This window comes from Halomonas sp., from assembly GCF_033549285.1.
Lineage (GTDB): Bacteria > Pseudomonadota > Gammaproteobacteria > Pseudomonadales > Halomonadaceae > Halomonas.
This window is the reverse complement of the sequence record NZ_JAWSUJ010000068.1, coordinates 1-22,185: the sequence shown is the minus strand read 5'-3', so window position 1 is coordinate 22,185 and position 22,185 is coordinate 1. Positions and strand designations below refer to the sequence as shown.

General features: G+C 69.8%; 23 protein-coding genes, 1 other RNA gene and 1 pseudogene. 20 read left to right on the top strand and 5 right to left on the bottom strand.

Annotated features, from left to right (window positions below):
- Positions 1 to 99 (top strand): annotated as a pseudogene (locus SCI24_RS14670) (Nif3-like dinuclear metal center protein); the annotation flags it as partial.
- 59 nt (positions 100 to 158) lie between these two features.
- Here SCI24_RS14670 and SCI24_RS14665 read toward each other — a convergent pair.
- Entirely contained in the window at positions 159 to 599 is a 441-nt protein-coding gene (locus SCI24_RS14665) for a YhcB family protein (RefSeq protein WP_318726081.1), read from the bottom strand.
- Between the two features lie 200 nt (positions 600 to 799).
- Between SCI24_RS14665 and zapE the strand changes: the two genes are divergently transcribed.
- The 8 genes from zapE (at position 800) to SCI24_RS14625 (ending at position 7,105) form a co-directional block, all read left to right on the top strand.
- The gene (gene zapE / locus SCI24_RS14660; RefSeq protein ID WP_318726080.1) at positions 800 to 1,990 is read left to right on the top strand and encodes a cell division protein ZapE; all 1,191 of its coding nucleotides are present in this window, start codon (positions 800 to 802) and stop codon (positions 1,988 to 1,990) included.
- Positions 1,991 to 2,150: 160 nt separating this feature from the next.
- Positions 2,151 to 2,579: a 50S ribosomal protein L13 gene (gene rplM / locus SCI24_RS14655; protein WP_133635903.1), complete on the top strand. Its 429-nt coding sequence runs from the start codon at positions 2,151 to 2,153 to the stop codon at positions 2,577 to 2,579.
- Positions 2,580 to 2,592: 13 nt separating this feature from the next.
- Positions 2,593 to 2,982, top strand: a complete 390-nt coding sequence (gene rpsI, locus SCI24_RS14650; protein WP_318726079.1) for a 30S ribosomal protein S9 — start codon at positions 2,593 to 2,595, stop codon at positions 2,980 to 2,982.
- A 220-nt stretch (positions 2,983 to 3,202) separates the two neighbouring features.
- Positions 3,203 to 3,802, top strand: coding sequence for a ubiquinol-cytochrome c reductase iron-sulfur subunit (gene petA / locus SCI24_RS14645; protein WP_318726078.1), 600 nt, complete (start codon positions 3,203 to 3,205; stop codon positions 3,800 to 3,802).
- On the top strand, positions 3,802 to 5,061 hold the full coding sequence (locus SCI24_RS14640; protein WP_318726077.1) for a cytochrome bc complex cytochrome b subunit: 1,260 nt from the start codon (positions 3,802 to 3,804) through the stop codon (positions 5,059 to 5,061). Before petA ends, SCI24_RS14640 begins: the two co-directional genes overlap by 1 nt.
- Positions 5,061 to 5,828 carry a cytochrome c1 gene (locus SCI24_RS14635; protein WP_318726076.1) on the top strand — a complete coding sequence of 256 codons (768 nt, stop codon included), beginning with the start codon at positions 5,061 to 5,063 and terminating at the stop codon, positions 5,826 to 5,828. The genes SCI24_RS14640 and SCI24_RS14635 overlap by 1 nt, the downstream gene beginning before the upstream one ends.
- A gap of 147 nt (positions 5,829 to 5,975) precedes the next feature.
- Complete coding sequence (gene sspA / locus SCI24_RS14630; RefSeq protein ID WP_250061566.1) at positions 5,976 to 6,602, top strand: stringent starvation protein SspA; 627 nt, start codon at positions 5,976 to 5,978, stop codon at positions 6,600 to 6,602.
- Between the two features lie 47 nt (positions 6,603 to 6,649).
- Positions 6,650 to 7,105 carry a ClpXP protease specificity-enhancing factor gene (locus SCI24_RS14625; RefSeq protein WP_318726075.1) on the top strand — a complete coding sequence of 152 codons (456 nt, stop codon included), beginning with the start codon at positions 6,650 to 6,652 and terminating at the stop codon, positions 7,103 to 7,105.
- Between the two features lie 104 nt (positions 7,106 to 7,209).
- On the opposite strand, the gene SCI24_RS14620 is transcribed toward SCI24_RS14625, so the two are convergent.
- From SCI24_RS14620 to SCI24_RS14605, 4 genes are read right to left on the bottom strand one after another with little or no spacing between them, the layout of a single operon-like run.
- Positions 7,210 to 7,788: a BON domain-containing protein gene (locus SCI24_RS14620; RefSeq protein WP_318726074.1), complete on the bottom strand. Its 579-nt coding sequence runs from the start codon at positions 7,786 to 7,788 to the stop codon at positions 7,210 to 7,212.
- Between the two features lie 5 nt (positions 7,789 to 7,793).
- On the bottom strand, positions 7,794 to 8,387 hold the full coding sequence (locus tag SCI24_RS14615; protein ID WP_106229168.1) for a phosphoheptose isomerase: 594 nt from the start codon (positions 8,385 to 8,387) through the stop codon (positions 7,794 to 7,796).
- Between the two features lie 39 nt (positions 8,388 to 8,426).
- Positions 8,427 to 8,795: a YraN family protein gene (locus SCI24_RS14610; protein WP_318726073.1), complete on the bottom strand. Its 369-nt coding sequence runs from the start codon at positions 8,793 to 8,795 to the stop codon at positions 8,427 to 8,429.
- Complete coding sequence (locus SCI24_RS14605; protein WP_318726072.1) at positions 8,779 to 10,530, bottom strand: penicillin-binding protein activator; 1,752 nt, start codon at positions 10,528 to 10,530, stop codon at positions 8,779 to 8,781. The genes SCI24_RS14610 and SCI24_RS14605 overlap by 17 nt, the downstream gene beginning before the upstream one ends.
- 46 nt (positions 10,531 to 10,576) lie before the next feature.
- On the opposite strand from SCI24_RS14605, the gene rsmI reads away from it, so the two are divergent.
- From rsmI to SCI24_RS14550, 11 genes are all read left to right on the top strand, one after another.
- Positions 10,577 to 11,434 carry a 16S rRNA (cytidine(1402)-2'-O)-methyltransferase gene (gene rsmI, locus SCI24_RS14600; protein ID WP_318726071.1) on the top strand — a complete coding sequence of 286 codons (858 nt, stop codon included), beginning with the start codon at positions 10,577 to 10,579 and terminating at the stop codon, positions 11,432 to 11,434.
- Positions 11,435 to 11,466: 32 nt separating this feature from the next.
- An RNA gene (rnpB, locus tag SCI24_RS14595) (RNase P RNA component class A) lies at positions 11,467 to 11,831 on the top strand.
- Between the two features lie 50 nt (positions 11,832 to 11,881).
- Entirely contained in the window at positions 11,882 to 12,838 is a 957-nt protein-coding gene (gene rsmH, locus SCI24_RS14590) for a 16S rRNA (cytosine(1402)-N(4))-methyltransferase RsmH (protein ID WP_318726070.1), read from the top strand.
- 8 nt (positions 12,839 to 12,846) lie between these two features.
- A complete protein-coding gene (ftsL, locus tag SCI24_RS14585; RefSeq protein WP_318726069.1) occupies positions 12,847 to 13,173 on the top strand; it encodes a cell division protein FtsL in 327 nt (108 codons plus the stop codon).
- A complete protein-coding gene (locus SCI24_RS14580; RefSeq protein ID WP_318726068.1) occupies positions 13,170 to 14,885 on the top strand; it encodes a peptidoglycan D,D-transpeptidase FtsI family protein in 1,716 nt (571 codons plus the stop codon). Before ftsL ends, SCI24_RS14580 begins: the two co-directional genes overlap by 4 nt.
- Positions 14,886 to 14,910: 25 nt before the next feature.
- Positions 14,911 to 16,434 (top strand): UDP-N-acetylmuramoyl-L-alanyl-D-glutamate--2,6-diaminopimelate ligase, encoded by a 1,524-nt coding sequence (locus tag SCI24_RS14575; RefSeq protein ID WP_318726067.1) that lies wholly within the window; start codon positions 14,911 to 14,913, stop codon positions 16,432 to 16,434.
- Positions 16,431 to 17,810 carry a UDP-N-acetylmuramoyl-tripeptide--D-alanyl-D-alanine ligase gene (locus SCI24_RS14570; protein ID WP_318726066.1) on the top strand — a complete coding sequence of 460 codons (1,380 nt, stop codon included), beginning with the start codon at positions 16,431 to 16,433 and terminating at the stop codon, positions 17,808 to 17,810. Before SCI24_RS14575 ends, SCI24_RS14570 begins: the two co-directional genes overlap by 4 nt.
- Before the next feature lie 9 nt (positions 17,811 to 17,819).
- Positions 17,820 to 18,902, top strand: coding sequence for a phospho-N-acetylmuramoyl-pentapeptide-transferase (gene mraY, locus SCI24_RS14565; RefSeq protein ID WP_318726065.1), 1,083 nt, complete (start codon positions 17,820 to 17,822; stop codon positions 18,900 to 18,902).
- A 38-nt stretch (positions 18,903 to 18,940) separates the two neighbouring features.
- Complete coding sequence (gene murD, locus SCI24_RS14560; RefSeq protein WP_318726064.1) at positions 18,941 to 20,317, top strand: UDP-N-acetylmuramoyl-L-alanine--D-glutamate ligase; 1,377 nt, start codon at positions 18,941 to 18,943, stop codon at positions 20,315 to 20,317.
- Complete coding sequence (gene ftsW / locus SCI24_RS14555; protein WP_318726063.1) at positions 20,314 to 21,522, top strand: putative lipid II flippase FtsW; 1,209 nt, start codon at positions 20,314 to 20,316, stop codon at positions 21,520 to 21,522. The genes murD and ftsW overlap by 4 nt, the downstream gene beginning before the upstream one ends.
- On the top strand, positions 21,519 to 22,185 hold a 667-nt coding region (locus SCI24_RS14550; RefSeq protein ID WP_318726062.1), incomplete at its 3' end, for a UDP-N-acetylglucosamine--N-acetylmuramyl-(pentapeptide) pyrophosphoryl-undecaprenol N-acetylglucosamine transferase. The genes ftsW and SCI24_RS14550, both read left to right, overlap by 4 nt.

Here is a 22,185-nt window from a genome sequence, read left to right as displayed (position 1 = left end):
CATGCGACCGAGCGCTACGGGGTCAAGGCCCTGGGCGAGAGGCTCGCGGCCGAGTTCGCCGTCGAGCATCGCTTCGTCGACATCGACAACCCCGCCTGAGCAAGGGGCAAGCGGCCCGGCCCTGGCCCCGGGGCGCCTGCCCGGGGAGCGGGAAACGGTCAGTAGCGCGGCGGCTGGGGGGTGGAGGCGTCATCCTGCCTGAGGCCGAAGTCCTCGGAGAGGGTGCCGCGGTTGCCGTCGGCGTAGTCCCGGGGGATTGCAGGCTCTGTGCTGGACGTGGCGGCGGCGGGGGAGACGGCGTCCAGGGCCTGGCGGCGCAGCGAGCGGGCGCCCAGGCGCTCCCGTGCCTCCTCGGCCTCCTGCTCGAGGTCACGGCTCTCGCGCTGCAGGCTCTCGGCGAGCCGGGTGATCCGCTCGAGGCCGTCGCTCATGCCATCCTTGAACTCCGCCAGTTCCCGCTCGCGCTCGGCGAGGCGCTGGCGCAGGCGCTGGGTGTTGCCGGCGCTGGCGTTCAGCAGGTGGTAGCCCAGGGCCCCGATACCGATGCCGGCCAGCAGGCAGGCGATGGCCAGCACCCAGTTGATGTTGGTCTCGTCCACGTTGTGCTTTCTCCCTGGAGCGTTGGGCGACATGCCGCGCGAGGCGCGGGAGCGTCATGGGGCCGGACGGGGTCCGGGTGTCCATTATAGGGGCGACGCGGTGCGCCGGGTCAACGCGGCGGCCGGCGATGCCAAGACGGGGCGGGATGCGTATAATGTCCTCCCGCGAACGTCCCGAGTAAAGGCCCTCAGGAATCCCCATGAGCGAGACGCACCCTCCCACGGCTTCCCGCAACGCGCGTCACCCCGAGACGCCGATGACCCGCTACCAGGCGGATCTCGAGCGCCACGGCTTCCAGCCCGACGCCGCCCAGGAGCAGGCGGTGAGGCACCTGCAGCGTCTCTACGACGAGCTGGTGGCGACCCCGCCCTCCCGGGTGGTGCCGCCCATGCGCGGAGGCGGGCTGAAGTCACGGATGGCCGGCCTGTTCGGTCGGCGCGACCGCGAGGAGACGCCCGAGCCGGCGCTGCCCGCGATCCACGGGCTCTACTTCTGGGGCGGGGTGGGGCGCGGCAAGACCTACCTCATGGATACCTTCTTCGAGACGCTGCCCTTTCCCGAGAAGATGCGCACCCACTTCCACCGCTTCATGCAGCGGGTGCACAACGAGCTGGAGCACTACAAGGGCGAGCGCAACCCGCTGACGCTCATCGCCGCCAAGTTCGCCGCCGAGGCCCGGGTGATCTGCTTCGACGAGTTCTTCGTCAAGGACATCACCGACGCCATGATCCTGGCCAACCTGCTCGAGTCGCTCTTCGCTCACGGCGTGGTGCTGGTGGCGACCTCGAACATCGTTCCCGGTGAACTCTACAAGGATGGCCTGCAGCGGGCCCGCTTCCTGCCGGCCATCGAGCTGCTCGAGCGTCACTGCGAGGTGGTCAACGTGGACTCGGGGATCGACTACCGCCTGCGCGCCCTGGAGCGGGCCGAGATCTTCCATGCGCCACTGGACGACGCGGCCGAGGCCGAGCTGGCCCGCAGCTTTTGCGAGATCGCTGGCCACACGGGCGAGGAGGGGGCGCCGATCGAGATCAACCACCGGGTGCTGCACGCCCGCCGGCTGCATGACGACGTGGTGTGGTTCGAGTTTACCGAGCTCTGCGACGGCCCGCGCAGCCAGAACGACTACATCGAGCTGGCCCGGGAGTTTCACAGCGTGCTGGTCTCCAACGTGACCCGCATGAGCGGGTCGACGGATGATCAGGCCAGGCGCTTCATCAACATGGTCGACGAGTTCTACGACCGTGGCGTCAAGCTGCTGATGTCCGCCGAGGTGCCGGCCGAGCAGCTCTACCGCGACGGTCGCCTGGAGTTCGAGTTCCAGCGCACCCTCTCGCGGCTCCAGGAGATGCAGTCCCATGATTACCTGGCGCTGCCCCACAAGCCATGAACGCGATGCTGCCCCTTTCCCCGAGGGGGCCAGCTCGTGTAGAATGCGCGCTCGCTCGACTGTTGCCTTCCCTCCGGGAACAGGCAACCAAGAAGAATAGGGATGGTTCCATGCCGGACGCCCGGCGGCAGAACCCAATACATCAAATGGTGATTCATCCATGAAGACGTTCACTGCCAAACCGCAGTCCGTCCAGCGCGACTGGTTCGTCGTCGACGCTGCGGACAAGACGCTCGGCCGCCTGGCCACCGAGATCGCTCGCCGCCTGCGCGGCAAGCACAAGCCGGAATACACCCCGCACGTGGATACCGGTGACTACATCGTCGTGATCAACGCCGAGAAGGTCCATGTCACCGGCAACAAGGCCAGTGCCAAGACCTACTACCGCCATACCGGCTACCCGGGTGGCCTGCGCTCCATGAATTTCGAGAAGATGATCGCCCACGCGCCGGAGCGTGTCATCGAGTCCGCCGTCAAGGGCATGCTGCCGAAGGGTCCCCTGGGCCGTGCCATGTACTCGAAGCTCAAGGTCTACGCCGGCACCGAGCATCCGCACGCTGCCCAGCAGCCGCAAGCACTGAACATCTGAGGGAGTCTTCGCCATGACACAGCAGTATTACGGTACCGGGCGCCGCAAGACCTCTACCGCCCGCGTCTTCCTGAAGCCGGGCACCGGCAAGATCACCGTCAACAGCCGTGAGCTGGACCAGTACTTCGGCCGCGTCACCGGCCGCATGGTGGTTCGCCAGCCGCTGGAGCTGACCGAAACCCTCGGCCAGTTCGACGTCTACGTCACCGTCAAGGGCGGTGGTGGCTCGGCCCAGGCCGGCGCCATCCGTCACGGCATCACCCGTGCCCTGATGGACTACAACGAGGACTTCCGCGGCCAGCTGCGCGAAGCGGGCTACGTCACCCGTGACGCCCGCCAGGTCGAGCGCAAGAAGGTCGGCCTGCGCAAGGCGCGTCGCCGTCCGCAGTTCTCCAAGCGCTGATACGCCGCGTATTGCCGCACGAAAACGCCCAGGTCCAGCGACCTGGGCGTTTTTTGTTCTGGATCAAGAATTTGTCGTCAGGTTTCCCGCTTGCTCAGGGAACCTTTCCTTGTGCGGGGCGACACGATTTTTTACCATACACTGCATTTGGTATCCGTGGTCGCGGGGGATTCACTGCCCGTGATGGAACAACGGGTAAGCTGATGGGAGAAACCTGAAAATGGCAGATAACGGCGTAAACAAGGGTCGGCGCCGTTTCCTCGTAGGTGCCACCACCGTCGTGGGTGCGGTGGGTGCCGTCGGGGTTGCGGTCCCCTTTGTGGCTTCCTGGCAGCCTAGTGCCAGGGCAAGAGCGGCGGGTGCCCCCGTCCAGGCCGACGTGTCGAAGCTCGAGCCCGGGCAGCGCATGACCGTCGAATGGCGGGGCAAGCCGGTATGGATCCTCAATCGCTCCCCGGAGATGATCGAGCGCACCGAGTCTATCGCAGCCGACCGGCTGGCCGACCCGGATTCCGAAGAGCCCCAGCAGCCCACCTACATCGAGGGCCCGCTGCGCTCCATCAAGCCCGAGATCGGCGTGATCATCGGCATCTGCACCCACCTGGGCTGCTCACCGCTGTTCAAGCCCGAGCCGGATGCCGAAGGGGTCGGTGTGGAAAACTGGCCGGGCGGCTTCTTCTGTCCCTGCCACGGCTCGCGCTTCGACCTGGCCGGTCGTGTGTTCCGCAACGTGCCGGCGCCGACCAACCTCGAGGTCCCGCCTTACCGCTTCGACAGCGACGTGCTGATCACGGTCGGCGAAGATGAGGAGACTGCCTGATGGGTAACCCGAACAAAGTCAAGGCGGAGCGCGGCTTGATGCGCTGGGTCGATGACCGCTTCCCGGCCACCCAGATGTGGCAGGACCACATGGCGAAGTACTACGCGCCGAAGAACTTCAACTTCTGGTACTTCTTCGGGTCCCTGGCGCTACTGGTGCTGGTCAACCAGATCCTCACCGGTGTCTGGCTGACCATGAGCTACAACCCCACCGCCGAGGGCGCCTTCGCCTCGGTGGAGTACATCATGCGCGACGTGGAGTACGGCTGGCTGATCCGCTACATGCACTCCACCGGCGCGACGGCCTTCTTCGTGGTCGTCTACCTGCACATGTTCCGCGGCCTGCTCTACGGCTCCTACAAGGCGCCCCGCGAACTGGTGTGGATCTTCGGCATGGCCATCTACCTGGCGTTGATGGCCGAGGCCTTCATGGGGTACCTGCTGCCCTGGGGCCAGATGTCCTACTGGGGCGCCCAGGTCATCATCTCGCTGTTCTCGGCGATCCCGGTGATCGGGCCCGACCTGACCCAGTGGATCCGCGGTGACTTCCTGATCTCCGGCATCACCCTCAACCGCTTCTTCGCCCTGCACGTGGTGGCGCTGCCCATCGTGATCCTGGCGCTGGTAGTGCTGCACATCATCGCCCTGCATGAAGTCGGCTCCAACAACCCCGACGGCATCGACATCAAGAAGAAGAAGGACGAGACCGGCAAGCCGCTGGACGGCATCCCCTTCCACCCCTACTACACGGTGAAGGACCTGGTCGGCGTGGCGGTGTTCCTGTTCGTCTTCTGCGTGGTGATCTTCTACTTCCCGGAAGGGGGCGGCTACTTCCTCGAGAAGCCGAACTTCGAGCCGGCCAACCCGCTGAAGACGCCTAACCATATCGCGCCGGTATGGTACTTCACGCCCTTCTACGCGATCCTGCGCGCCATCACCTTCTCGCTGTTTGGCCTCGACGCCAAGTTCCTCGGCGTGATCTGCATGGGCGCGGCCATCGCGGTGCTCTTCGTGCTGCCCTGGCTAGACCGCAGTCCGGTGCGCTCGATGCGCTACAAGGGCTGGATGTCCAAGGTGATGCTGGCGCTGTTCGCGATCAGCTTCGTGGTCCTGGGCGTGCTCGGGGTACTGCCGGTCACCGAGGGACGTACCCTGCTGTCCCAGGTGTGCACCGTCATCTACTTCGCCTTCTTCCTGCTGATGCCGTTCTATACCCGGCTGGAGAAGACCAAACCCGTTCCGGAAAGGGTGACTGGCTAATGAAAAAGCAACTGTTCGCACTGCTCTTCGCGCTGGTGCCCGTCACGGCGATGGCTGCGGTAGGCCCGAGCGTGCCGTACTCCATGGACCCCGACCTCGAGGACAAGGCGTCGCTGCAGAACGGCATGAAGCTCTATGTCAACTACTGCATGGGGTGCCACTCCCTGGAGCACCAGCGCTTCGCGCGTGCCGCCGAGGACCTGGACATGCCTCAGGACCTGGTGGAGGAGAACCTGATCTTTTCCTCGAACCTGGCCTTCAATGACCAGATGCATATCGCCATGGACAGCGGTGACGCCGAGGCCTGGTTCGGTGCCCCGCCGCCCGACCTGACCCTCGAGTCGCGCCTGCGCGGCACCGACTGGATCTACTCCTACCTGCTCTCCTTCTACAAGGACCCGAGCACAGGCACCGGCGTCAACAACGCGGTCTTCCCGCTGGTGGCCATGCCCAACGTGCTGGAGCCGCTGCAGGGGGTGCAGGAGAAGGTGTGCGCCGCGACGGACCAGCCGGTCGACGGGGCCGAGCTCGACCCCCTGACCGGCAAGTACCAGTCCTGCGAGACGCTGCAGATCACCCAGCCCGGCGAGATGGAGCCGGCGGAGTTCGAGGAGGCGGTCTATGACCTGACCAACTTCCTTGCCTACGTGGGCGAGCCGTCCAAGCTGCAGGCGCAGTCCCTGGGGCCGAAGGTGCTGATCTTCATCTTCATCTTCGGGGTCATCTCCTACCTGCTCAAGCGCGAGTACTGGCGCGACGTCCACTGATCCGTCTGTGACGGACCTCCACGGGGGCGCATGGTCGAGGGCCATGCGCCCCTCGTGGTCTCTGCCCGATACCGGGCGGCACGCTGGCCCTCAAGGCGGGGCCGGTCGTGTTATCATCTCGGTACGAACTGATGCGAGGATTGTTACATGGGTGTAGTGGCCAAGCGGTCGTCGATGATCTTCTACTCCGGAGGGGATGACCATTACAGTCATCGTGTGCGAATCGTGCTCGCCGAGAAGGGCGTGGCCGTCGATATCGTCGAGGTGACCGACGAGCAGCACCCCGAGGAGCTCGCCGACCTCAACCCCTACAACAGCGTGCCCACGCTGCTCGACCGCGACCTGGTGCTCTACGAGTCCAAGGTGATGATGGAGTACCTGGACGAGCGCTTCCCGCACCCGCCGTTGCTGCCCGTCTATCCGGTGGCGCGTGCCAAGAGCCGCCTGTGGATGCACCGCATCGAGCGCGAGTGGTGCCCGCTGGTCGAGCAGATCCAGCGTGGCGCGAAGAAGGACGCCGAGAAGGCCCGCAAGGAGCTGCGCGAGAGCCTGGTCGGCATCTCGCCGATCTTCGAGGACATGCCCTACTTCATGAGCGAGGAGTTCACCCTGGTGGACTGCTGCCTGGCCCCGATCCTCTGGCGCCTTCCGGTGCTGGGCATCGAGCTGCCCGAGAAGCAGGTCAAGCCGCTGATGAGCTACATGGAGCGCCTGTTCGACCGTGATGGCTTCAAGGCAGCCCTCAGCGAAAGCGAGCGCGAGATGCGCGCCTGAACTTCGATCCGGTGCAGACCGGGTCCCCGACCCAGGAGGGCCAAGCGATGCTATCGAGCCGTCCCTATATTGCCAGGGCCCTTTACCAGTGGCTGCTGGACAACGACCTGACCCCCTACATCGTCGTCGATGCCGAGCAGGCGGGCGTCGAGGTTCCCCGCCAGTTCGTGCAGAATGGCCAGATCGTGCTGAACCTGGCGCCCACCGCCGTGCGCGACTTCGCCATGGAGAACGAGGCGGTGAGCTTCTCGGCGCGCTTCGGCGGCCGCCCCATGCAGGTGATGGTGCCCATCGAGGCGCTGATCGCGATCTATGCCCGGGAGAACGGCGTGGGCATGGTGTTCGGTCATGAGCCGGTGATTCCGGCCGAGGCCGTCGAGGCGGAGGAGAAGGGGCCCCATCTCAATGAGGTGGAGAGTGCCGAAGACGCCCCGCAGGAGAAGGAGCAGGGTGACGAGGCACCGCCGCGCAAGGGGCGCCCCTCGCTGCGGGTCATCAAGTGATACGGCAGTGACCGGCTGGCCGCGTTCCCCGGAGGCGGCCCATCGACGCGATACGGCAGGCCCATGGCCTGCCGTATCGCGTTGCGGGAAGGGCTTGGTTCAGCTCAGTCCAGGTAGTCGAAGACCTTGACGATGCGCTGCATGCCGCCGACGTTGGAGACGGCCTGGACGATGCGCTCCGCCTCGTTGCGGGTGACGATGCCCATCAGGTAGACGCTGTTGTTCTCGACGACCACCCGGATGCGCCCCGAGTCGATCTCCTCGTTGGCGGCCAGGCTGGTACGGATACGGGTCCTCAGCCAGGTGTCGGAGAGGCGCTGGCTGGCCGGCAGGTTGGCGGCGACGGAGAGCTCGTTGTGCACCTCGCGGACGTTGCGCACCTTGCCGGCGACCTCCTCGGCCCTCGCCTTGAGCTCTTCGCTTGGCACCTGGCCGGTGAGCAGGACGACGCCATTGAAGCTGTCGACGTTGATGCGGGCATCGCCCAGCCGGGCATCGGTGCGGCCGAGGTTGTGGCCGATCTTGGTCTCGATGCTCTCGTCCTCGACCTGGGTGCCGAAGGTACGCTCGCCGTAGTTCTCGTCGATGGTGCCGGGGGTGGTGACGCCGGTCACGGTGGTGCAGCCGGCGAGGCCGAGCCCGAGGGTGAGCAGCAGGGGCGTGAGAAGGGACTTCCTGGTCATGGGGATCACTCGCTTGTGCCGAAGAGTTGTTCGTCGATCAGGTCGCAAAGGCAGTGGATCGCCAGCAGATGGACCTCCTGGATGCGTGCGGTGGAGGTCGCCGGCACGCGGATCTCGCAGTCGTCCTGGCCCAGCAGCGAGGCCATGTCGCCGCCGTCCCGGCCGGTCAGGGCCACCACCGTCATGTCGCGGTCGTGGGCGGCCTGGATGGCCTGGATGACGTTGGCCGAATTGCCGCTGGTGGAGATCGCCAGCAGGATGTCGCCGGGCTGGCCCAGGGCGCGTATCTGCTTGGAGAAGACCTCGTTGTAGCTGTAGTCGTTGGCGATCGAGGTCAGGGTCGAGGTGTCGGTGGTCAGGGCCAGGGCCGGCAGGCTGGGGCGTTCCCGCTCGAAGCGGTTGAGCAGCTCGGAGGAGAAGTGCTGGCTATCGCCGGCGCTGCCGCCGTTGCCGCAGGCCAGGATCTTGCCCTCGTTGACCAGGCACTGGACCATCATCTGGCTGGCCACCTCGATGAAGGGCGGCAGTACCTCACTGGCGTAGGTCTTGGTGTCGATGCTGGCGTTGAAGTGGCCGAGAATTCGCTGCTGGAAATCCATGCGGGGTTCCTGGTCCTTTTCGCAGATGGGCTTGACCGGTCAGTACGCTCCGAAGGCATCCGCCACCCACTCGATCTCGAGGTCGGGCGGCGTGCCGGTCACGGCCAGCACGTCGAAGCGGCAGGGACATGATAGCCCGTTGCGCTGGAGATAAAAACGCGCCGCCCGGATCAGGCGACGCTGCTTGGCGGCGGTGACGGTCTCCAGCGGGTGCCCGTGGCGGCGGTCGGCACGGTGGCGGACCTCGACGAACACCAGGACCTCGCCATCGCGCATCACCAGGTCGATCTCGCCGCCCTTGGCATGCTGGTTGCTGGCCTCGAGCATGAGCCCGCGCGCCGTCAGCCAGCGGGCGGCGAGCCGCTCCATGGCCCCGCCCCGGGCGCGGGCATCACGGGGCCCGGTCATCGCCGAACACGCCGGGGATCAGCACGGGCTGGGGCACGCCGTTGACGAAGCGGGCCCAGGGCAGGCGGCGCTGGATCCGGCCGTCGTCGCCGGGGCTCAGGGTGCCGGTGGCGCCGAACAGCTCGCTGCCGCTGATGGCCTGCAGCTGCGGCAGGCGTGTGGCCAGCTCGTAGGCATCCACGCCCATGGCCATCAGCCGGAACATGGCGGGGTCTGACTCCTCGCGCAGCCGGCGATAGCTGTCGAGGAAGGGCAGGGCCTCGACGCCGCCCACGGCGGCATCGGGGATCTGCCAGGGGATGTCGACGAACAGCACGTCGTCCAGATCGTGATCCAGGCGGGGCTGCAGCCGGCCCTCGTAGAGGTGGGAGGTGGCATAGATCGGCAGGTCGCCGCTGTAGTAGTAGTCCAGGGTCGGCGGAACCTGGCGGGCATACTCCGGCAGGGCCAGCAGGAAGAGCATGTCCGGCTGGGGGTTGGTCACGGCGCGGCGCGCGCTCTCGGTGGCCGAGGCCTCGGGGTTGTAACGGACCGCACTGGCGACCTCGCCGCCCTGGTCGCGCCAGGCGTTCCAGAAGGCCTCGCCGACGCGGCGTCCCCAGTCGTTGTCCGGGACCAGCAGCGAGGCCAGGCGGTGGCCGTCGACCCAGGCGCGATGGGCCGCCTGGCGGGCCTCGTCCTCGGCGGAGAGGCCGTACTGGAAGAGCCCGAGGGCTCGGTTGCGCTCCCCGCGGCCGTAGTTGAGCGCCAGGGTCGGCAGCGGCACCCGCTCGCGCTGCTCGAGTTCGCTGACGGCATCCTTGTCCAGCGGGCCGACCACCACCTGGGCACCGCGCTCGGTGGCCTCCCGGTAGAGCGCCTCCAGGTCGCCGTGACTGCTGTCGAGGAAGGTCAGGCGGGCGCCGCTTTCGACCCCCTCGAGGTGGTGGGTGCGGATCCCCTCGCGGAGCGCCCCGGCAATGCCCGAAAGGGGCCCGGACTCGGGAAGGAAGACCGCGATGTGGTCGACCTTTTGGCCGCGCAGCTCCCCCAGGGCAGTGATCTCGCCGGGCAGGCGCCGCGCCGCCGGGTGGCCGCGATGTCGCTCGCGCCAGTCATCCAGGCGGGCAAAGAGCCGCTGGATGTCGCCGCCGCTGGAGCGCACCAGCTCGGCAAGGGCCACCCAGCCCCGGGTCAGGTCGCCGCCCTCCTCGCGCAGGGTGGCCAGCGAGCCGCCGTCCAGCCGCGAGAGCTGCGCCCAGATCGGGTCGTTGAGGTCCTCGCGCTCGGTCTCCGCCTGGACGCGGATCAGGGCTCGGGCGGCGGCGCGGGGTTCGTCGACCTCGGCCAGGGCCATCCCCAGGCGCTCGCGCAGGGTCAGGGAGGCCTCGCGAGGCAGGTCGACCTCATCGAGCAGCTGGCCGGCCTGGATCACCGCCCAGGGATCGCCTTCGGCCTCGCCCAGCTCCGAGAGCAGCAGCGCCCAGCGGGTCCGTGCCTGGGGCTCCAGGCGGCTGTCGTCGATCTCCTTGGCGACCTCCAGTGCCTGGGTGCGGTTTCCCTGGCGTGCTAGGATGTCGGCCGCTTCCAGGCGGGAGAGGGCGGCCTGGCGGGGTTCCTGCTGCTCGGCCCGCTGCAGCAGGCGCTGCGGATCACCGTCGGCCTGGCGCTCGATGATGCCCGGCTGGAAGCTGCAGCCCGCAAGCAGCAGCGCGGTCAGCGCGGCGGCCAGCGGGCCGCGAAACGAGATCTTCATGAATCCTTCCTTGTCCCCAAGTCCGAGAGCATCCCAGGGAGCCGAGATGTCCGATACGCTTGCCGGTTCATTGTACGTGGTCGCCACGCCCATTGGGAATCTGGACGACCTGAGCCCCCGGGCCGCCCGGGTGCTGGGGGAGGTGGCGGTGATCGCCGCCGAGGATACCCGCCACAGCGGCCGCCTGCTGCGCCACCTGGGCCTGTCGCGGCCGATGCTCTCGCTGCACGAGCACAACGAGGCCGCACGGGTCGACGCCCTGGATGCCCGCCTCGTCGCCGGTGAGGATATCGCCCTGGTCAGTGACGCCGGCACGCCCTTGATCAGCGACCCCGGCTTCGTGCTGGTGCGCGAACTGCGTGCACGCGGCCGTCGCATCGTGCCGGTCCCTGGCCCCTGTGCCCTGGTGGCGGCCCTCTCGGCGGCGGGGCTGCCCACCGACCGCTTCCTCTTCCAGGGCTTCCTGCCGGCGAAGGGCGGTGCCCGGCGGGGGCGGCTGGAGACGCTGGCGGCCCGCGAGGAGACCCTGGTGTTCTACGAGTCCCCCCACCGCATCCGTGACTCCCTGGCGGACCTGGCCACCACCCTCGGGGCGCGGCGGGTGGTGCTGGCGCGTGAGCTGACCAAGGCCTTCGAGACCTTCCTGGACGGCAGTGCCGCCGAGCTGCTCGCGTGCATGGACGCGGACCCCGACCAGGCCCGCGGCGAGTTCGTGGTGATGGTGGCCGGGGCCGGCCCGCGCGGCGACGCCGACGCCTCGACGGTGGAAGCCGATGCGCTGCTGTCGGCCCTGCTCGCGGAGGGGCTGGGGGTCAAGCAGGCGGCCGCCGTGGCAGCGCGGGTGCTGGGCGGGGCGAAGAAGACCTGGTATGGACGGCTCCAGGCGCTCAAGGACGGGCATTGAGGCGGGGGAGGGGCACTGGTATCCTTGCTCCGGGAGTTGGCCAGACAGTCGCCGCCGCCCCGGCCTTCGGGACGGGGCGGGGGAGGAAAGTCCGGGCTCCACAGGGCAGAGTGCCAGGTAATGCCTGGGCGGCGTGAGCCGACGGAAAGTGCAGCAGAGAGCAGACCGCCTACGTCTCCCTCGGGAGGCCGGCAAGGGTGAAAGGGTGCGGTAAGAGCGCACCGCGCGCCTGGCAACAGTGCGTGGCAAGGTAAACCCCACTCGGAGCAAGACCAAATAGGAACCCCATGGCGTGGCCCGCGTCGGGTTCGGGTAGGTTGCTTGAGGGCCCTGGTGACATGGCCCCTAGAGGAATGACTGTCCACGACAGAACCCGGCTTATCGGCCGACTCCCACTCCGAACATCGCCGTGCGAACGGCCCCCCCAGCCCCTCGAACGAGAGCCCCATGCCGTCATCCGCCCCTGAACAGCCCGCCCGCGGCTTTCGCCATGCCAGCGTGCTGCTCGACGGCGCCGTGGAGGCGCTGGTCCACGACCCCGAGGGCAGCTACCTGGACAGCACCTTCGGTCGCGGTGGCCATTCGCGTGCCATCCTCGCGCGGCTGGCCCCCGAGGGCCGCCTGCTGGCCATCGACCGCGACCCCCAGGCCATCGCCGAGGCCGCCGCCATCGATGACCCGCGCTTCACCATCGAGCAGGGCGAGTTTGCCCGTCTCGGCGAGATCGCCGCGCGCCACGGCCTGCATGGGCGGCTGGCGGGCATCCTGCTCGACGTGGGGGTCTCGTCCCCCCAGCTCGACGACCCCGAGCGGGGGTTCAGCTTCCTGCGTGACGGCCCGCTGGACATGCGCATGGACCCCTCCCGCGGCGAGAGCGCCGCGGGCTTCCTGGCCCGGGCCGGCGAGGGCGAGATCGCCGCTGTCTTCAAGGCCTACGGGGAGGAACGCTTCGCCAGGCGGCTGGCGCGGGCCATCGTGGCGCGTCGCCTCGAGCGACCCTTCGAGCGGACCGCGGACCTCGCCGAGGTGGTCAAGGCCGCCCATCCCGCCTGGGAGAAGGGCAAGCACCCGGCGACCCGCGTCTTCCAGGCCCTGCGCATCCAGGTCAACGGCGAGCTGGAACAGCTCGATGCCGCCCTCGAGGCGGCGCTGGAGGCCCTCGCCCCGGGCGGCCACCTCGTGGTGATCAGCTTCCATTCGCTGGAGGACCGCCGGGTCAAGCGCTTCATCCGCGACCACGTGCGCGGCGACACCGACCTGCCGCGCGGCATCCCGGTCCGCGACGACCAGCTCAAGCGGCGCCTGGCGTCGCTGGGCAAGGCGCGTCGTCCCTCCGCCGAGGAGGTCCAGGAGAACCCCCGTGCGCGCAGTGCGGTGATGCGTGTGGCGCGCAAGCGATACTGAGGACGGTCATGGCACAGGGACGAACCGCGGCAACCTCCTCCTTCGGCTGGCCCCTTCGCCTGGCGGCATCGCCGCAGCTGCTGCTGGTCGCCCTGTTGCTGGCGGCCTGCCTGGGCTCGGCCCTGGCGGTGATCACCACCAGTCACCTGACCCGTGACCAGTATGCCCGCCTGCAGCAGCTCGAGCGCGAGCAGCAGCAGCTGCAGACCGAGTGGGGGCAGCTGCTGCTCGAGGAGAGCGCCTGGTCCTCCCCCGCCCGCATCGAGCGCCTGGCCCGGGAGCGCCTGGAGATGCGCCTGCCCGACATCGACGAGGTCGAGGTCATCCGGCCATGAGCGCCGACGCCCGCAGCGGCGTGACGCCGCGTCGCCCGCCGCCCATGGCCCCCATGGGCAAGGCGCGCTACCGGGTGATGATGACGCTGGTGCTGGTGGGGCTCGCGCTGCTGGCCGGCCGCATCGTCGACCTGCATGTCTTCGATCGCCCCTTCCTGCAGGGGCAGGGCGATGCCCGTACCCTGCGCACCGACACCATTCCCGCCCATCGCGGCATGATCACCGACCGCCACGGCGAGCCGCTGGCCATCTCGACCCCGGTGGTCACCCTCTGGGCCAATCCCCAGGACCTGCCCGTCGACGACATCCAGCGCCTGATGCTGGCCAGGGCCCTCGGCCAGGAGCTCGAGACGCTCAACGAGCGCATCGCGCGCTACGCCGAGCGCGAGTTCATGTACCTGAGGCGCCGCATGACGCCGGAGGCGGCCCAGCGGGTACTGGACCTGCGCATTCCCGGCGTCCACGCCCGGGAGGAGTACAAGCGCTACTACCCGGCGGGGGAAGTCACCGCCCAGCTGCTGGGCGTGACCAACATCGACGATATCGGCCAGGAAGGCCTGGAGCTGGCCTACCAGGCGCATCTCGCCGGGGTGCCCGGCAAGCGGCGGGTGCTCAAGGACCGCCGCGGTCGCCTGGTGCGCGACCTGGCGCTGCTGCAGGAGGCCCAGCCGGGCGGGGACCTCACCCTGGCCCTGGACCAGCGCCTGCAGTACATGGCCTATCGCGAGCTCAAGGCGGCGGTGGCCGAGCACGACGCCGACGGCGGCATCGTGGTAATGCTGGATGCCCGCAGCGGGGAGGTGCTGGCCATGGCCAACCAGCCCTCCTACAACCCCAACAACCGCGCCGGGATCGATCCCCAGGGACTGCGCAACCGGGCCATCGTGGATGTCTACGAGCCGGGGTCGGTCATGAAGCCGCTGGCAATGGCCGCCATGCTCGAGACCGGCGAGGTGGCGCCGGGCACCGTGGTCGATACCGCGCCGGGCTGGATGGTCATCGACCGTTTCACCATCAAGGACATCCGCAACTACGGCGAGCTCAGTCTCTCCGGCATTCTCGAGAAGTCCTCGAACATCGGCATGTCCAAGCTGGCGCTGCGCCTGGACGACCCGGTGGTGCCGGCGACCTACCGGGCCGTCGGCCTGGGGCAGAGCCCGGGGACCGGATTTCCCGGCGAGGCGGCCGGCAGCATCCCGGCCCCGGCGCGCTGGTCAAGCAGTCAGTGGGCGGCCCTCTCCTACGGCTATGGCCTCTCGGTCTCGGCGCTGCAGCTGGCCAGTGCCTACACGGCCATTGCCAACGACGGCCGGCGGCTACCGCCCTCGCTGCTCAAGCTCGGCCAGGCACCGGCCGGCGAGCCGGCCATCGACGCCGGCGTGGCGCGGCGAATCCTGGGCATGATGGATCAGGTGGTCGAGCCCGGCACCGGCGCCCGCCGGGCCCTGGTGCCGGGCTACCGGGTCGCCGGCAAGACCGGGACCGTGCGCAAGACCGATGCCGGCGGGTATCAGCAGAAGGCCTACCGCAGCCTGTTCGTCGGCATCGCACCCGTCTCGGACCCGCGGATCGTCACGGTGGTGATGATCGATCACCCGCGGGGCGACAGCTACTATGGCGGGGCGGTGGCGGCCCCGGTCTTCTCGCGGGTGGCCGGCAATGCCCTGCGCCTGCTGGACGTGCCACCGGATGCACGGGAGCCGGAATCATGAGCGCAAGCCCTGGGGAGGAAACACGATGCAGCTGACCGCCGAGCGACTCGAGACAGGCCTGGCCGGGCTATGGCCCGACTGCCGTCCTGCCCTGGCGCGGCTCACCCTGCCGGCTGCCGTCCGGCTGGTTCTCGACAGCCGCCGGCTGGACGAGGGCGATGTCTTCGTGGCGGTGCCGGGCGTGGCGGCGGATGGCCGCGACTTCATCCCGGCGGCCCTCGAGGCCGGGGCCTCGCTGGTGCTGGCCCATGACGACGGGTCGCCCGGGCCCGACGACCCCCGGGTGCTGTGGCTGCCGGGGCTGCGCGAGGCCCAGGGCGAACTGGGCCAGCTCCTGTTCGGCGTGCCCCGGGATCTCGTGCTGATCGGGGTCACCGGCACCAACGGCAAGAGCTCGGTGACCCACTACCTGGCCGAGCTGAGCATTGCCCTCGGGGCGGACGCCGGGCTGATCGGCACCCTGGGGCACGGCCGGCCGGGGCGCCTGGCGGCCGGCCAGTTGACCACGCCGGGCCCCCTGGCCCTGCAGGCCGCGCTGGGGGAGCTGGCCGCCGACGGCGTGCGCCGGGCGGCCATGGAGGTCTCCTCCCATGCCCTCGAGCAGGGTCGCCTCGATGGCTGTCGGGTGCACGCGGCAGTCTTCACCAACCTCAGTCGTGACCACCTGGACTACCACGGCAGCATGGCGGCCTATGCCGCCGCCAAGGCGCGGCTGTTCCGGCGCCATGAGCTCGCGCTCGCGGTGGTCAACGGGGACGACCCCCTGACGCGCCTGATGCTCGCCGGCGTGCACCGCCATGTGCGAGTGCTGGCCGTCGGCGAGGACGAGGCGGTGACCCTGCGCGTCATCGACTGGGTGCCCCATGCCGGGGGCCAGCGGGCGCTCATCGCCACGCCGGAGGGGGAGCGGGTGCTCGAGCTCGGCGTGATGGGACGCTTCAACCTGGACAACGTGCTGCTGGCCATCGCCACCCTGCACGGCCTGGGCCACCCCCTGGAGGCGCTGTTCGCGGCGGCGGCCGACCTCGCCCCGGTGCCCGGTCGCATGCAGCGCCTGACCCGGCCGGGCGCCCCCACGGTGGTCATCGACTATGCCCATACCCCGGATGCCCTCGACAGTGCCCTCTCGGCGCTGCGCGCCCACCTGCCGGGCGACGGCCGGCTGTGGTGCCTGTTCGGCTGCGGCGGCGACCGCGACGCCGGCAAGCGACCGCTGATGGCACAGGCTGTGGCACGCCATGCCGACGTGCTGGTGGTGACCGACGACAACCCGCGCGGCGAGGACCCGGCGGCGATTCGCGCCCAGATCCTCGCGGGCCTGGAAACGCCCGAGCGCGACGGGGTCCTGGAGCTGGCCGGGCGGGGCGCGGCGATCGTCCGGGCGCTGGCCGAGGCCGGCCCCGACGACGTGGTGCTGATCGCCGGCAAGGGACACGAGGACTACCAGGAAGTCAAGGGCGTGCGCCACTCCTTCTCGGACCTGGCCGAGGCCGAGCGAGCCCTGGCCGGATGGGATCCCGACCGGGCCCCCGGGGAGGGCGCGCCATGAGCGGCAGCGGGCTGACCAGGCTGGCCGAGGTCGCCGCGGCCCTGGGCCTGCCGGCACCGGCCGAGGACCTGCCCATCGGTGAGATCGTCACCGATACCCGCCGCCTGACCCCGGGAAGCCTGTTCGTGGCGCTCAGGGGCGAGCACTTCGATGCCCACGACTTCCTGGAGCAGGCGCGGGAGGCCGGTGCCGTGGCGGCCGTGGTCGAGGGAGCGGCGGAGCGGCCGATGGTCGACCCGTTCCCCCGGCTGGTGGTGGCCGACACCCGGCTGGCCCTGGGGCTGCTGGCGCGTGCCCGGCGGCGCGCCTGGGGCGGCCCCCTGGTCGCCGTGACCGGCAACAGCGGCAAGACCACGGTCAAGCAGATGTTGGCGACCCTGCTGGCGCGGAGCGGGCCGACCCTGGCCACCCAGGGCAACCTGAACAACGACATCGGCGCGCCCCTCACCCTGCTGGCGCTGGACCCCGGGCACCGCCAGGCCGTGGTGGAGCTGGGCGCCAACCATCTCGGCGAGATCGCCTGGACCACGGCCCTGGCCGAGCCCCGGGTGGCGGTGATCACCAACGTCACCGGGGCCCACGTGGGCGAGTTCGGCGGCATGGGCCGTATCGCCCAGGCCAAGGGGGAGATCCTGGGCGGCCTGCCGGCCGACGGCGTGGCGGTGCTCAACCGCGACGATGCCTACTTCGCCACCTGGGCGAGCCTGGCGGCGCCTCGCGAGGTGCTCGACTTCGGCCTGGACGCGCGGGCGCGCCTGCGAGCCGAGGCGCTGGCCTGTGACGCCGTCGGACGCTATGCTTTCACGCTTGTCCGGGACGGGCGCGAGATCGGGCGCGTCCGGCTGGCCCTGCTGGGGCGCCACAACGTGGCCAACGCCCTGGCGGCCGCGGCGGCGGCCCTGGCCATGGGGCTCGCGGAGCGCGAGGTGCTGGCCGGGCTCGAGGCGGTGGCACCCATGCCGGGCCGTCTGAGCGTGGTGGAGGGGCTCAACGACTCGCGGCTGCTGGACGATACCTATAATGCCAACCCCGGCGCGGTGAAGGCGGCGCTCGATGTCCTGGTGACGCTGCCCGGCCCGCACTGGTGCCTGCTGGGCGCCATGGGAGAACTGGGGGGCGAGTCCGACCGGCTGCATGCCGAGCTCGGGCACTACGCGCGGGAACGGGGAATCGATTTCCTGGCTACCCTCGGCGAGCCGGCGAGGCCGGCCAGCCGGGCCTTCGGCGAAGGCGGGGTCCATTTCGACGATCGGGAGGCGCTGATGCGCCACGTCCTCCACCATCTACCGTCCGGGGCCAGCGTGCTGGTCAAGGGCTCGCGCAGCGCCGGCATGGAACGCGTCGTGGCGGCCCTGCGTGCGGATGCTTCAAGGTGAACGCGATACATGCTGCTCTTTCTGGCTGACTTCCTGGCGCAATTCCAGAGTGCCTTCAACGTCTTCAACTATCTGACCCTGCGCATGATCCTGGGGACCCTGACCGCCCTGGTGCTCTGCCTATGGCTGGGGCCGGTGATGATCCGCCGCCTGGTGGAGCGCCAGATCGGCCAGGCGGTGCGCGACGACGGCCCCCAGTCGCACCTCTCCAAGGCCGGCACCCCCACCATGGGCGGCGCCATGATCCTGATGGCCATCGCCGTGAGCACCCTGCTGTGGGGAGATCTCACCAACCACTATGTCTGGCTGGTGCTGGCGGTGACCCTGGGCTTCGGCGCCATCGGCTGGGTGGACGACTACCGCAAGGTGGTGGAGAAGAACCCCCGGGGCCTGCCGGCGCGCTGGAAGTACTTCTGGCAGTCGCTGATCGGCGTGGTCGCCGCGGTGCTGCTCTACGTCACCGCCGCCTCGCCGGTGGAGACCAGCCTGATCGTGCCGCTGTTCAAGGAGTTCGTGCTGCCCCTGGGGGTGTTCTACATGGTGCTCACCTACCTGGTGATCGTCGGCAGCTCCAATGCGGTCAACCTTACCGACGGCCTCGATGGCCTGGCGATCATGCCCACGGTGCTGGTGGCCATGGGCCTGGCGGTCTTCGCCTATGCCACCGGCAACACGGTATTCGCCGACTACCTGCAGATCCCCTTCATTCCCGGGGCGGGCGAGCTGGCCGTGTTCTGTGCCACCATCGCCGGGGCCGGCCTGGGCTTCCTGTGGTTCAACACCTACCCGGCCCAGGTGTTCATGGGTGACGTGGGGGCCTTGGCGCTGGGCGCGGCGCTGGGCGTGGTGGCGGTGATCGTGCGCCAGGAGATCGTGCTGTTCATCATGGGCGGCATCTTCGTCATGGAGACCGTCTCGGTGATCCTGCAGGTGGGCTCCTACAAGCTCACCGGGCGGCGCATCTTCCGCATGGCGCCGCTGCACCACCACTACGAGCTCAAGGGCTGGCCCGAGCCGCGGGTCATCGTGCGCTTCTGGATCATCACCGTGGTGCTGGTGCTGGTCGGCCTGGCCACCCTCAAGGTCCGCTGATCCCCCGGGATCGATTCGCCATCCGCAAGGAGCTCAACATGGTCAAGGTGCCGAAGGGAACGACGCTGGTGGTCGGGCTCGGGCTCTCCGGGCGGGCCATCTGCCGCCACCTCGACCGGCTCGGCGTCCCCTTCATGGTCGCCGATACCCGTGCTGCGCCGCCGGGCCTGGCGGAGTTCCAGGCCGTTCACCCGGGCATCGAGGTCCACTGCGGCCCGCTCACCGACCTGGACCTCGCCGAGGTGGAGGAGGTGGTGGTCAGTCCCGGTGTCGAGCCGCACGCGCCGGGCCTCGAGGCGCTGGCAGGGCGCATCCGCGAGGCCACCGGCGAGCCGCTGATGGTGGGCGAGATCGCGCTTTTCGTGCGCGCGGCCCGTGCGCCGATCGCCGCCATCACCGGCTCCAACGCCAAGTCCACCGTCACCACCCTGGTGGGCGAGATGGCCCGCGAGGCCGGGATACGGGTGGCGGTGGGCGGCAACCTGGGGACCCCGGCGCTCGACCTGCTCGAGACGCTACCCGACGCCGAGCTCTTCGTGCTCGAGCTCTCCAGCTTCCAGCTCGAGACCACTCCCCGCCTGGGGGCCGAGACGGCCGCCTTCCTCAACCTCTCCGAGGACCATCTGGACCGCCATGGCGACATGGCCGGCTACCGGGCCGCCAAGCTCGCCATCTTCCGCGGCGCCCGGCACGGCGTGGTCAATGCCGACGACCCAGGCACCTGGCCGGAGGGGCCGCTGCCGGCCCTGGACCGCTTCACCACCCGGTCGCCCGATGGCGACGACTGGGGCATCGCGCGGCGCGCCGGGCGTGACTGGCTGGTACACGGCGACAAGCCGCTGCTGCCCGCCGGCGAGATGCGCCTGCCGGGGCGTCACCACCAGGCCAACGCCCTGGCGGCGCTGGCCATGGGCCATCGCCTGGGCCTGCCCCTCAGTGCCATGCTCGAGGTGCTGCGGCGTTTCCCCGGTCTGCCCCATCGCGGCGAGCTGGTGGCACAGGTCGAGGGGGTGAGCTGGATCAACGACTCCAAGGGCACCAACGTCGGCGCCACCCTGGCCGCCATCGAGGGGCTCGGGCCGACCCTCGAGGGGCGCCTGATCCTGCTGGCCGGCGGGGTGGGCAAGGGGGCCGGCTTCCACCCCCTGGCGTCGCCCCTGGCGCGTTACGGCCGCGAGGCGATCCTCTTCGGCCGGGATGCCGAGCAGCTGGAGCAGGCCCTGCATGGCCGGCTGCCGGTGACCCGGGTCGCGGACCTGCAGGCCGCCCTGGCGCGGGCGGTGGAGATCGCCGCGCCCGGGGACTGCGTGCTGCTGTCGCCCGCCTGTGCCAGCCTCGACCAGTTCAGCGACTACCAGGCGCGTGGCGAGGCCTTTCGCCGGGCAGTGAAGCGCCTGGCCGGGGAGGTCGCATGAGCCGGCTGTCCCGCCTTCGCCAGCGGCTGAGCACCGCCGATCACGCCTTCGACGGCTGGTTGGTGCTGGCCGCCTTCGCGCTGCTGCTGATCGGCTGGGTGATGGTGACCTCGGCGTCCAGCGAGGTGGCCTCGAGCCTCACCGGCAACGCCTGGTACTTCAGCCTGCGCCACGGCATCTTCCTGCTGGTGGCGCTGGTCGTCGCGGCCCTGGCCCTGCGGGTTCCGCTGGCCTGGTGGAAGGCCAATGGTCCGCTGCTGCTGCTGGTGGGGCTGGTCCTGCTGCTGCTGGTGCTGCTGGTGGGACGCGAGGTCAACGGCAGCCGGCGCTGGCTCTCCGTGCCGGGCCTGCCCTTCAACCTGCAGGCCTCCGAGGTCGCCAAGTTCTGCCTGATCGTCTACCTGGCCGGCTATCTGGAGCGCTTCCTGCCCCAGGTGCGTCGCCAGTGGGGGGCCTTCCTGCGTCCCCTGGCAGTGATGGCGGTGATCGCGGGGCTCTTGATCCTCGAGCCCGACTATGGCGCCGTGGTGGTGATGACCGGCGCGGTGATGGGCATGCTGCTGATGGCCGGCGCCCCCTGGGGGCGCTTCCTGGTGCTGCTGCTGCTGGTGGGTGCCCTCGGGGCCCTGGCCGCCGTGGCCGAACCCTACCGGATGGCGCGCCTGACGAGCTTCGCCGACCCCTGGGCCGACCAGTTCGCCAGCGGCTACCAGCTGACCCAGGCGCTGATCGCCTTCGGGCGCGGGCACTGGCTGGGCATGGGGCTGGGCAACAGCGTGCAGAAGCTCTTCTACCTGCCCGAGGCCCACACCGACTTCGTCTTCGCGGTGCTGGCCGAGGAACTCGGCCTGCTGGGCGCCATCGCCGTGGTGGGGCTCTTCGCCCTGCTGGTGTGGCGCGCCATGGCGGTGGGGCGGCGGGCCGAGCTGGCCGGCCTGGCCTTCGCCGCCTACCTCGGCTATGGCTTCGCCCTGGTCATCGGGGCCCAGGCCTTCATCAATATCGCGGTGAGCACCGGGATGCTGCCCACCAAGGGGCTGACCCTGCCGCTTCTCAGCTATGGCGGCTCGAGCCTGGTGGTGAGCTGCCTGATGATGGCGCTGCTGCTGCGCGCCGACATCGAGACCCGCCAGGTCGTGCGCCGGGCCAGGCCTACGGCGTCCCGGGCGCCATCGCCCGGCAGGACACAAGGACGCGCAACATGAGTCGACGCGAGCAATGCCGCGCGCTGATCATGGCCGGCGGCACCGGTGGCCATGTCATCCCGGCCCTGTCGCTGGCCCGCGGGCTGGCGGCGCAGGGCGTGGAGGTCGCCTGGCTGGGCAGCCCGCGCGGGATCGAGAACCGCCTGGTCCCCGAGGCCGGCATCCCCCTGCATCGCATCGCGGTGAGCGGGCTGCGGGGCAACGGCCTGGCCGGCTGGCTGCTGGCCCCCTTCAACCTGGCCCGGGCGGTCTGGCAGGCGAGTCGGGTGATCCGCGAGGTCGACCCCCAGCTGGTGGTCGGGCTGGGCGGCTTCGCCAGCGGGCCCGGCGGCCTGGCGGCCTGGCTGACCCGCCGGCCGCTGGTGATCCACGAGCAGAACGCCGTGGCGGGGCTCACCAACCGGGCACTGTCACGCCTGGCGCGCCGCGTCTATGCCGCCTTTCCCCAGGCCTTCCCCGGCCGGGCCGAGGTGGTCGGCAACCCGGTTCGTGACGAGATCGCCCGGCTCGGTGAGGCCCCGCGGCGCGCCGACGAGATGGCCGGTCGGCGCCTGCGGCTGCTGGTGGTGGGCGGTTCCCTGGGAGCGCAGGCCCTCAACGAGCGGCTGCCCGAGGCGCTCGCCCGGCTCCCCGAGGCCGGGCGCCCCGAGGTCCGCCACCAGG

What these genes read in the sequence shown, in the direction of transcription:
- zapE (WP_318726080.1), top strand. Translation starts at nt 800, where the DNA reads ATGAGCGAGACGCACCCTCCCACGGCTTCCCGCAACGCGCGTCACCCC.
- rplM (WP_133635903.1), top strand. Translation starts at nt 2,151, where the DNA reads ATGAAGACGTTCACTGCCAAACCGCAGTCCGTCCAGCGCGACTGGTTC.
- rpsI (WP_318726079.1), top strand. Translation starts at nt 2,593, where the DNA reads ATGACACAGCAGTATTACGGTACCGGGCGCCGCAAGACCTCTACCGCC.
- petA (WP_318726078.1), top strand. Translation starts at nt 3,203, where the DNA reads ATGGCAGATAACGGCGTAAACAAGGGTCGGCGCCGTTTCCTCGTAGGT.
- SCI24_RS14640 (WP_318726077.1), top strand. Translation starts at nt 3,802, where the DNA reads ATGGGTAACCCGAACAAAGTCAAGGCGGAGCGCGGCTTGATGCGCTGG.
- SCI24_RS14635 (WP_318726076.1), top strand. Translation starts at nt 5,061, where the DNA reads ATGAAAAAGCAACTGTTCGCACTGCTCTTCGCGCTGGTGCCCGTCACG.
- sspA (WP_250061566.1), top strand. Translation starts at nt 5,976, where the DNA reads ATGGGTGTAGTGGCCAAGCGGTCGTCGATGATCTTCTACTCCGGAGGG.
- SCI24_RS14625 (WP_318726075.1), top strand. Translation starts at nt 6,650, where the DNA reads ATGCTATCGAGCCGTCCCTATATTGCCAGGGCCCTTTACCAGTGGCTG.
- SCI24_RS14620 (WP_318726074.1), bottom strand. Translation starts at nt 7,788, where the DNA reads ATGACCAGGAAGTCCCTTCTCACGCCCCTGCTGCTCACCCTCGGGCTC.
- SCI24_RS14615 (WP_106229168.1), bottom strand. Translation starts at nt 8,387, where the DNA reads ATGGATTTCCAGCAGCGAATTCTCGGCCACTTCAACGCCAGCATCGAC.
- SCI24_RS14610 (WP_318726073.1), bottom strand. Translation starts at nt 8,795, where the DNA reads ATGACCGGGCCCCGTGATGCCCGCGCCCGGGGCGGGGCCATGGAGCGG.
- SCI24_RS14605 (WP_318726072.1), bottom strand. Translation starts at nt 10,530, where the DNA reads ATGAAGATCTCGTTTCGCGGCCCGCTGGCCGCCGCGCTGACCGCGCTG.
- rsmI (WP_318726071.1), top strand. Translation starts at nt 10,577, where the DNA reads ATGTCCGATACGCTTGCCGGTTCATTGTACGTGGTCGCCACGCCCATT.
- rsmH (WP_318726070.1), top strand. Translation starts at nt 11,882, where the DNA reads ATGCCGTCATCCGCCCCTGAACAGCCCGCCCGCGGCTTTCGCCATGCC.
- ftsL (WP_318726069.1), top strand. Translation starts at nt 12,847, where the DNA reads ATGGCACAGGGACGAACCGCGGCAACCTCCTCCTTCGGCTGGCCCCTT.
- SCI24_RS14580 (WP_318726068.1), top strand. Translation starts at nt 13,170, where the DNA reads ATGAGCGCCGACGCCCGCAGCGGCGTGACGCCGCGTCGCCCGCCGCCC.
- SCI24_RS14575 (WP_318726067.1), top strand. Translation starts at nt 14,911, where the DNA reads ATGCAGCTGACCGCCGAGCGACTCGAGACAGGCCTGGCCGGGCTATGG.
- SCI24_RS14570 (WP_318726066.1), top strand. Translation starts at nt 16,431, where the DNA reads ATGAGCGGCAGCGGGCTGACCAGGCTGGCCGAGGTCGCCGCGGCCCTG.
- mraY (WP_318726065.1), top strand. Translation starts at nt 17,820, where the DNA reads ATGCTGCTCTTTCTGGCTGACTTCCTGGCGCAATTCCAGAGTGCCTTC.
- murD (WP_318726064.1), top strand. Translation starts at nt 18,941, where the DNA reads ATGGTCAAGGTGCCGAAGGGAACGACGCTGGTGGTCGGGCTCGGGCTC.
- ftsW (WP_318726063.1), top strand. Translation starts at nt 20,314, where the DNA reads ATGAGCCGGCTGTCCCGCCTTCGCCAGCGGCTGAGCACCGCCGATCAC.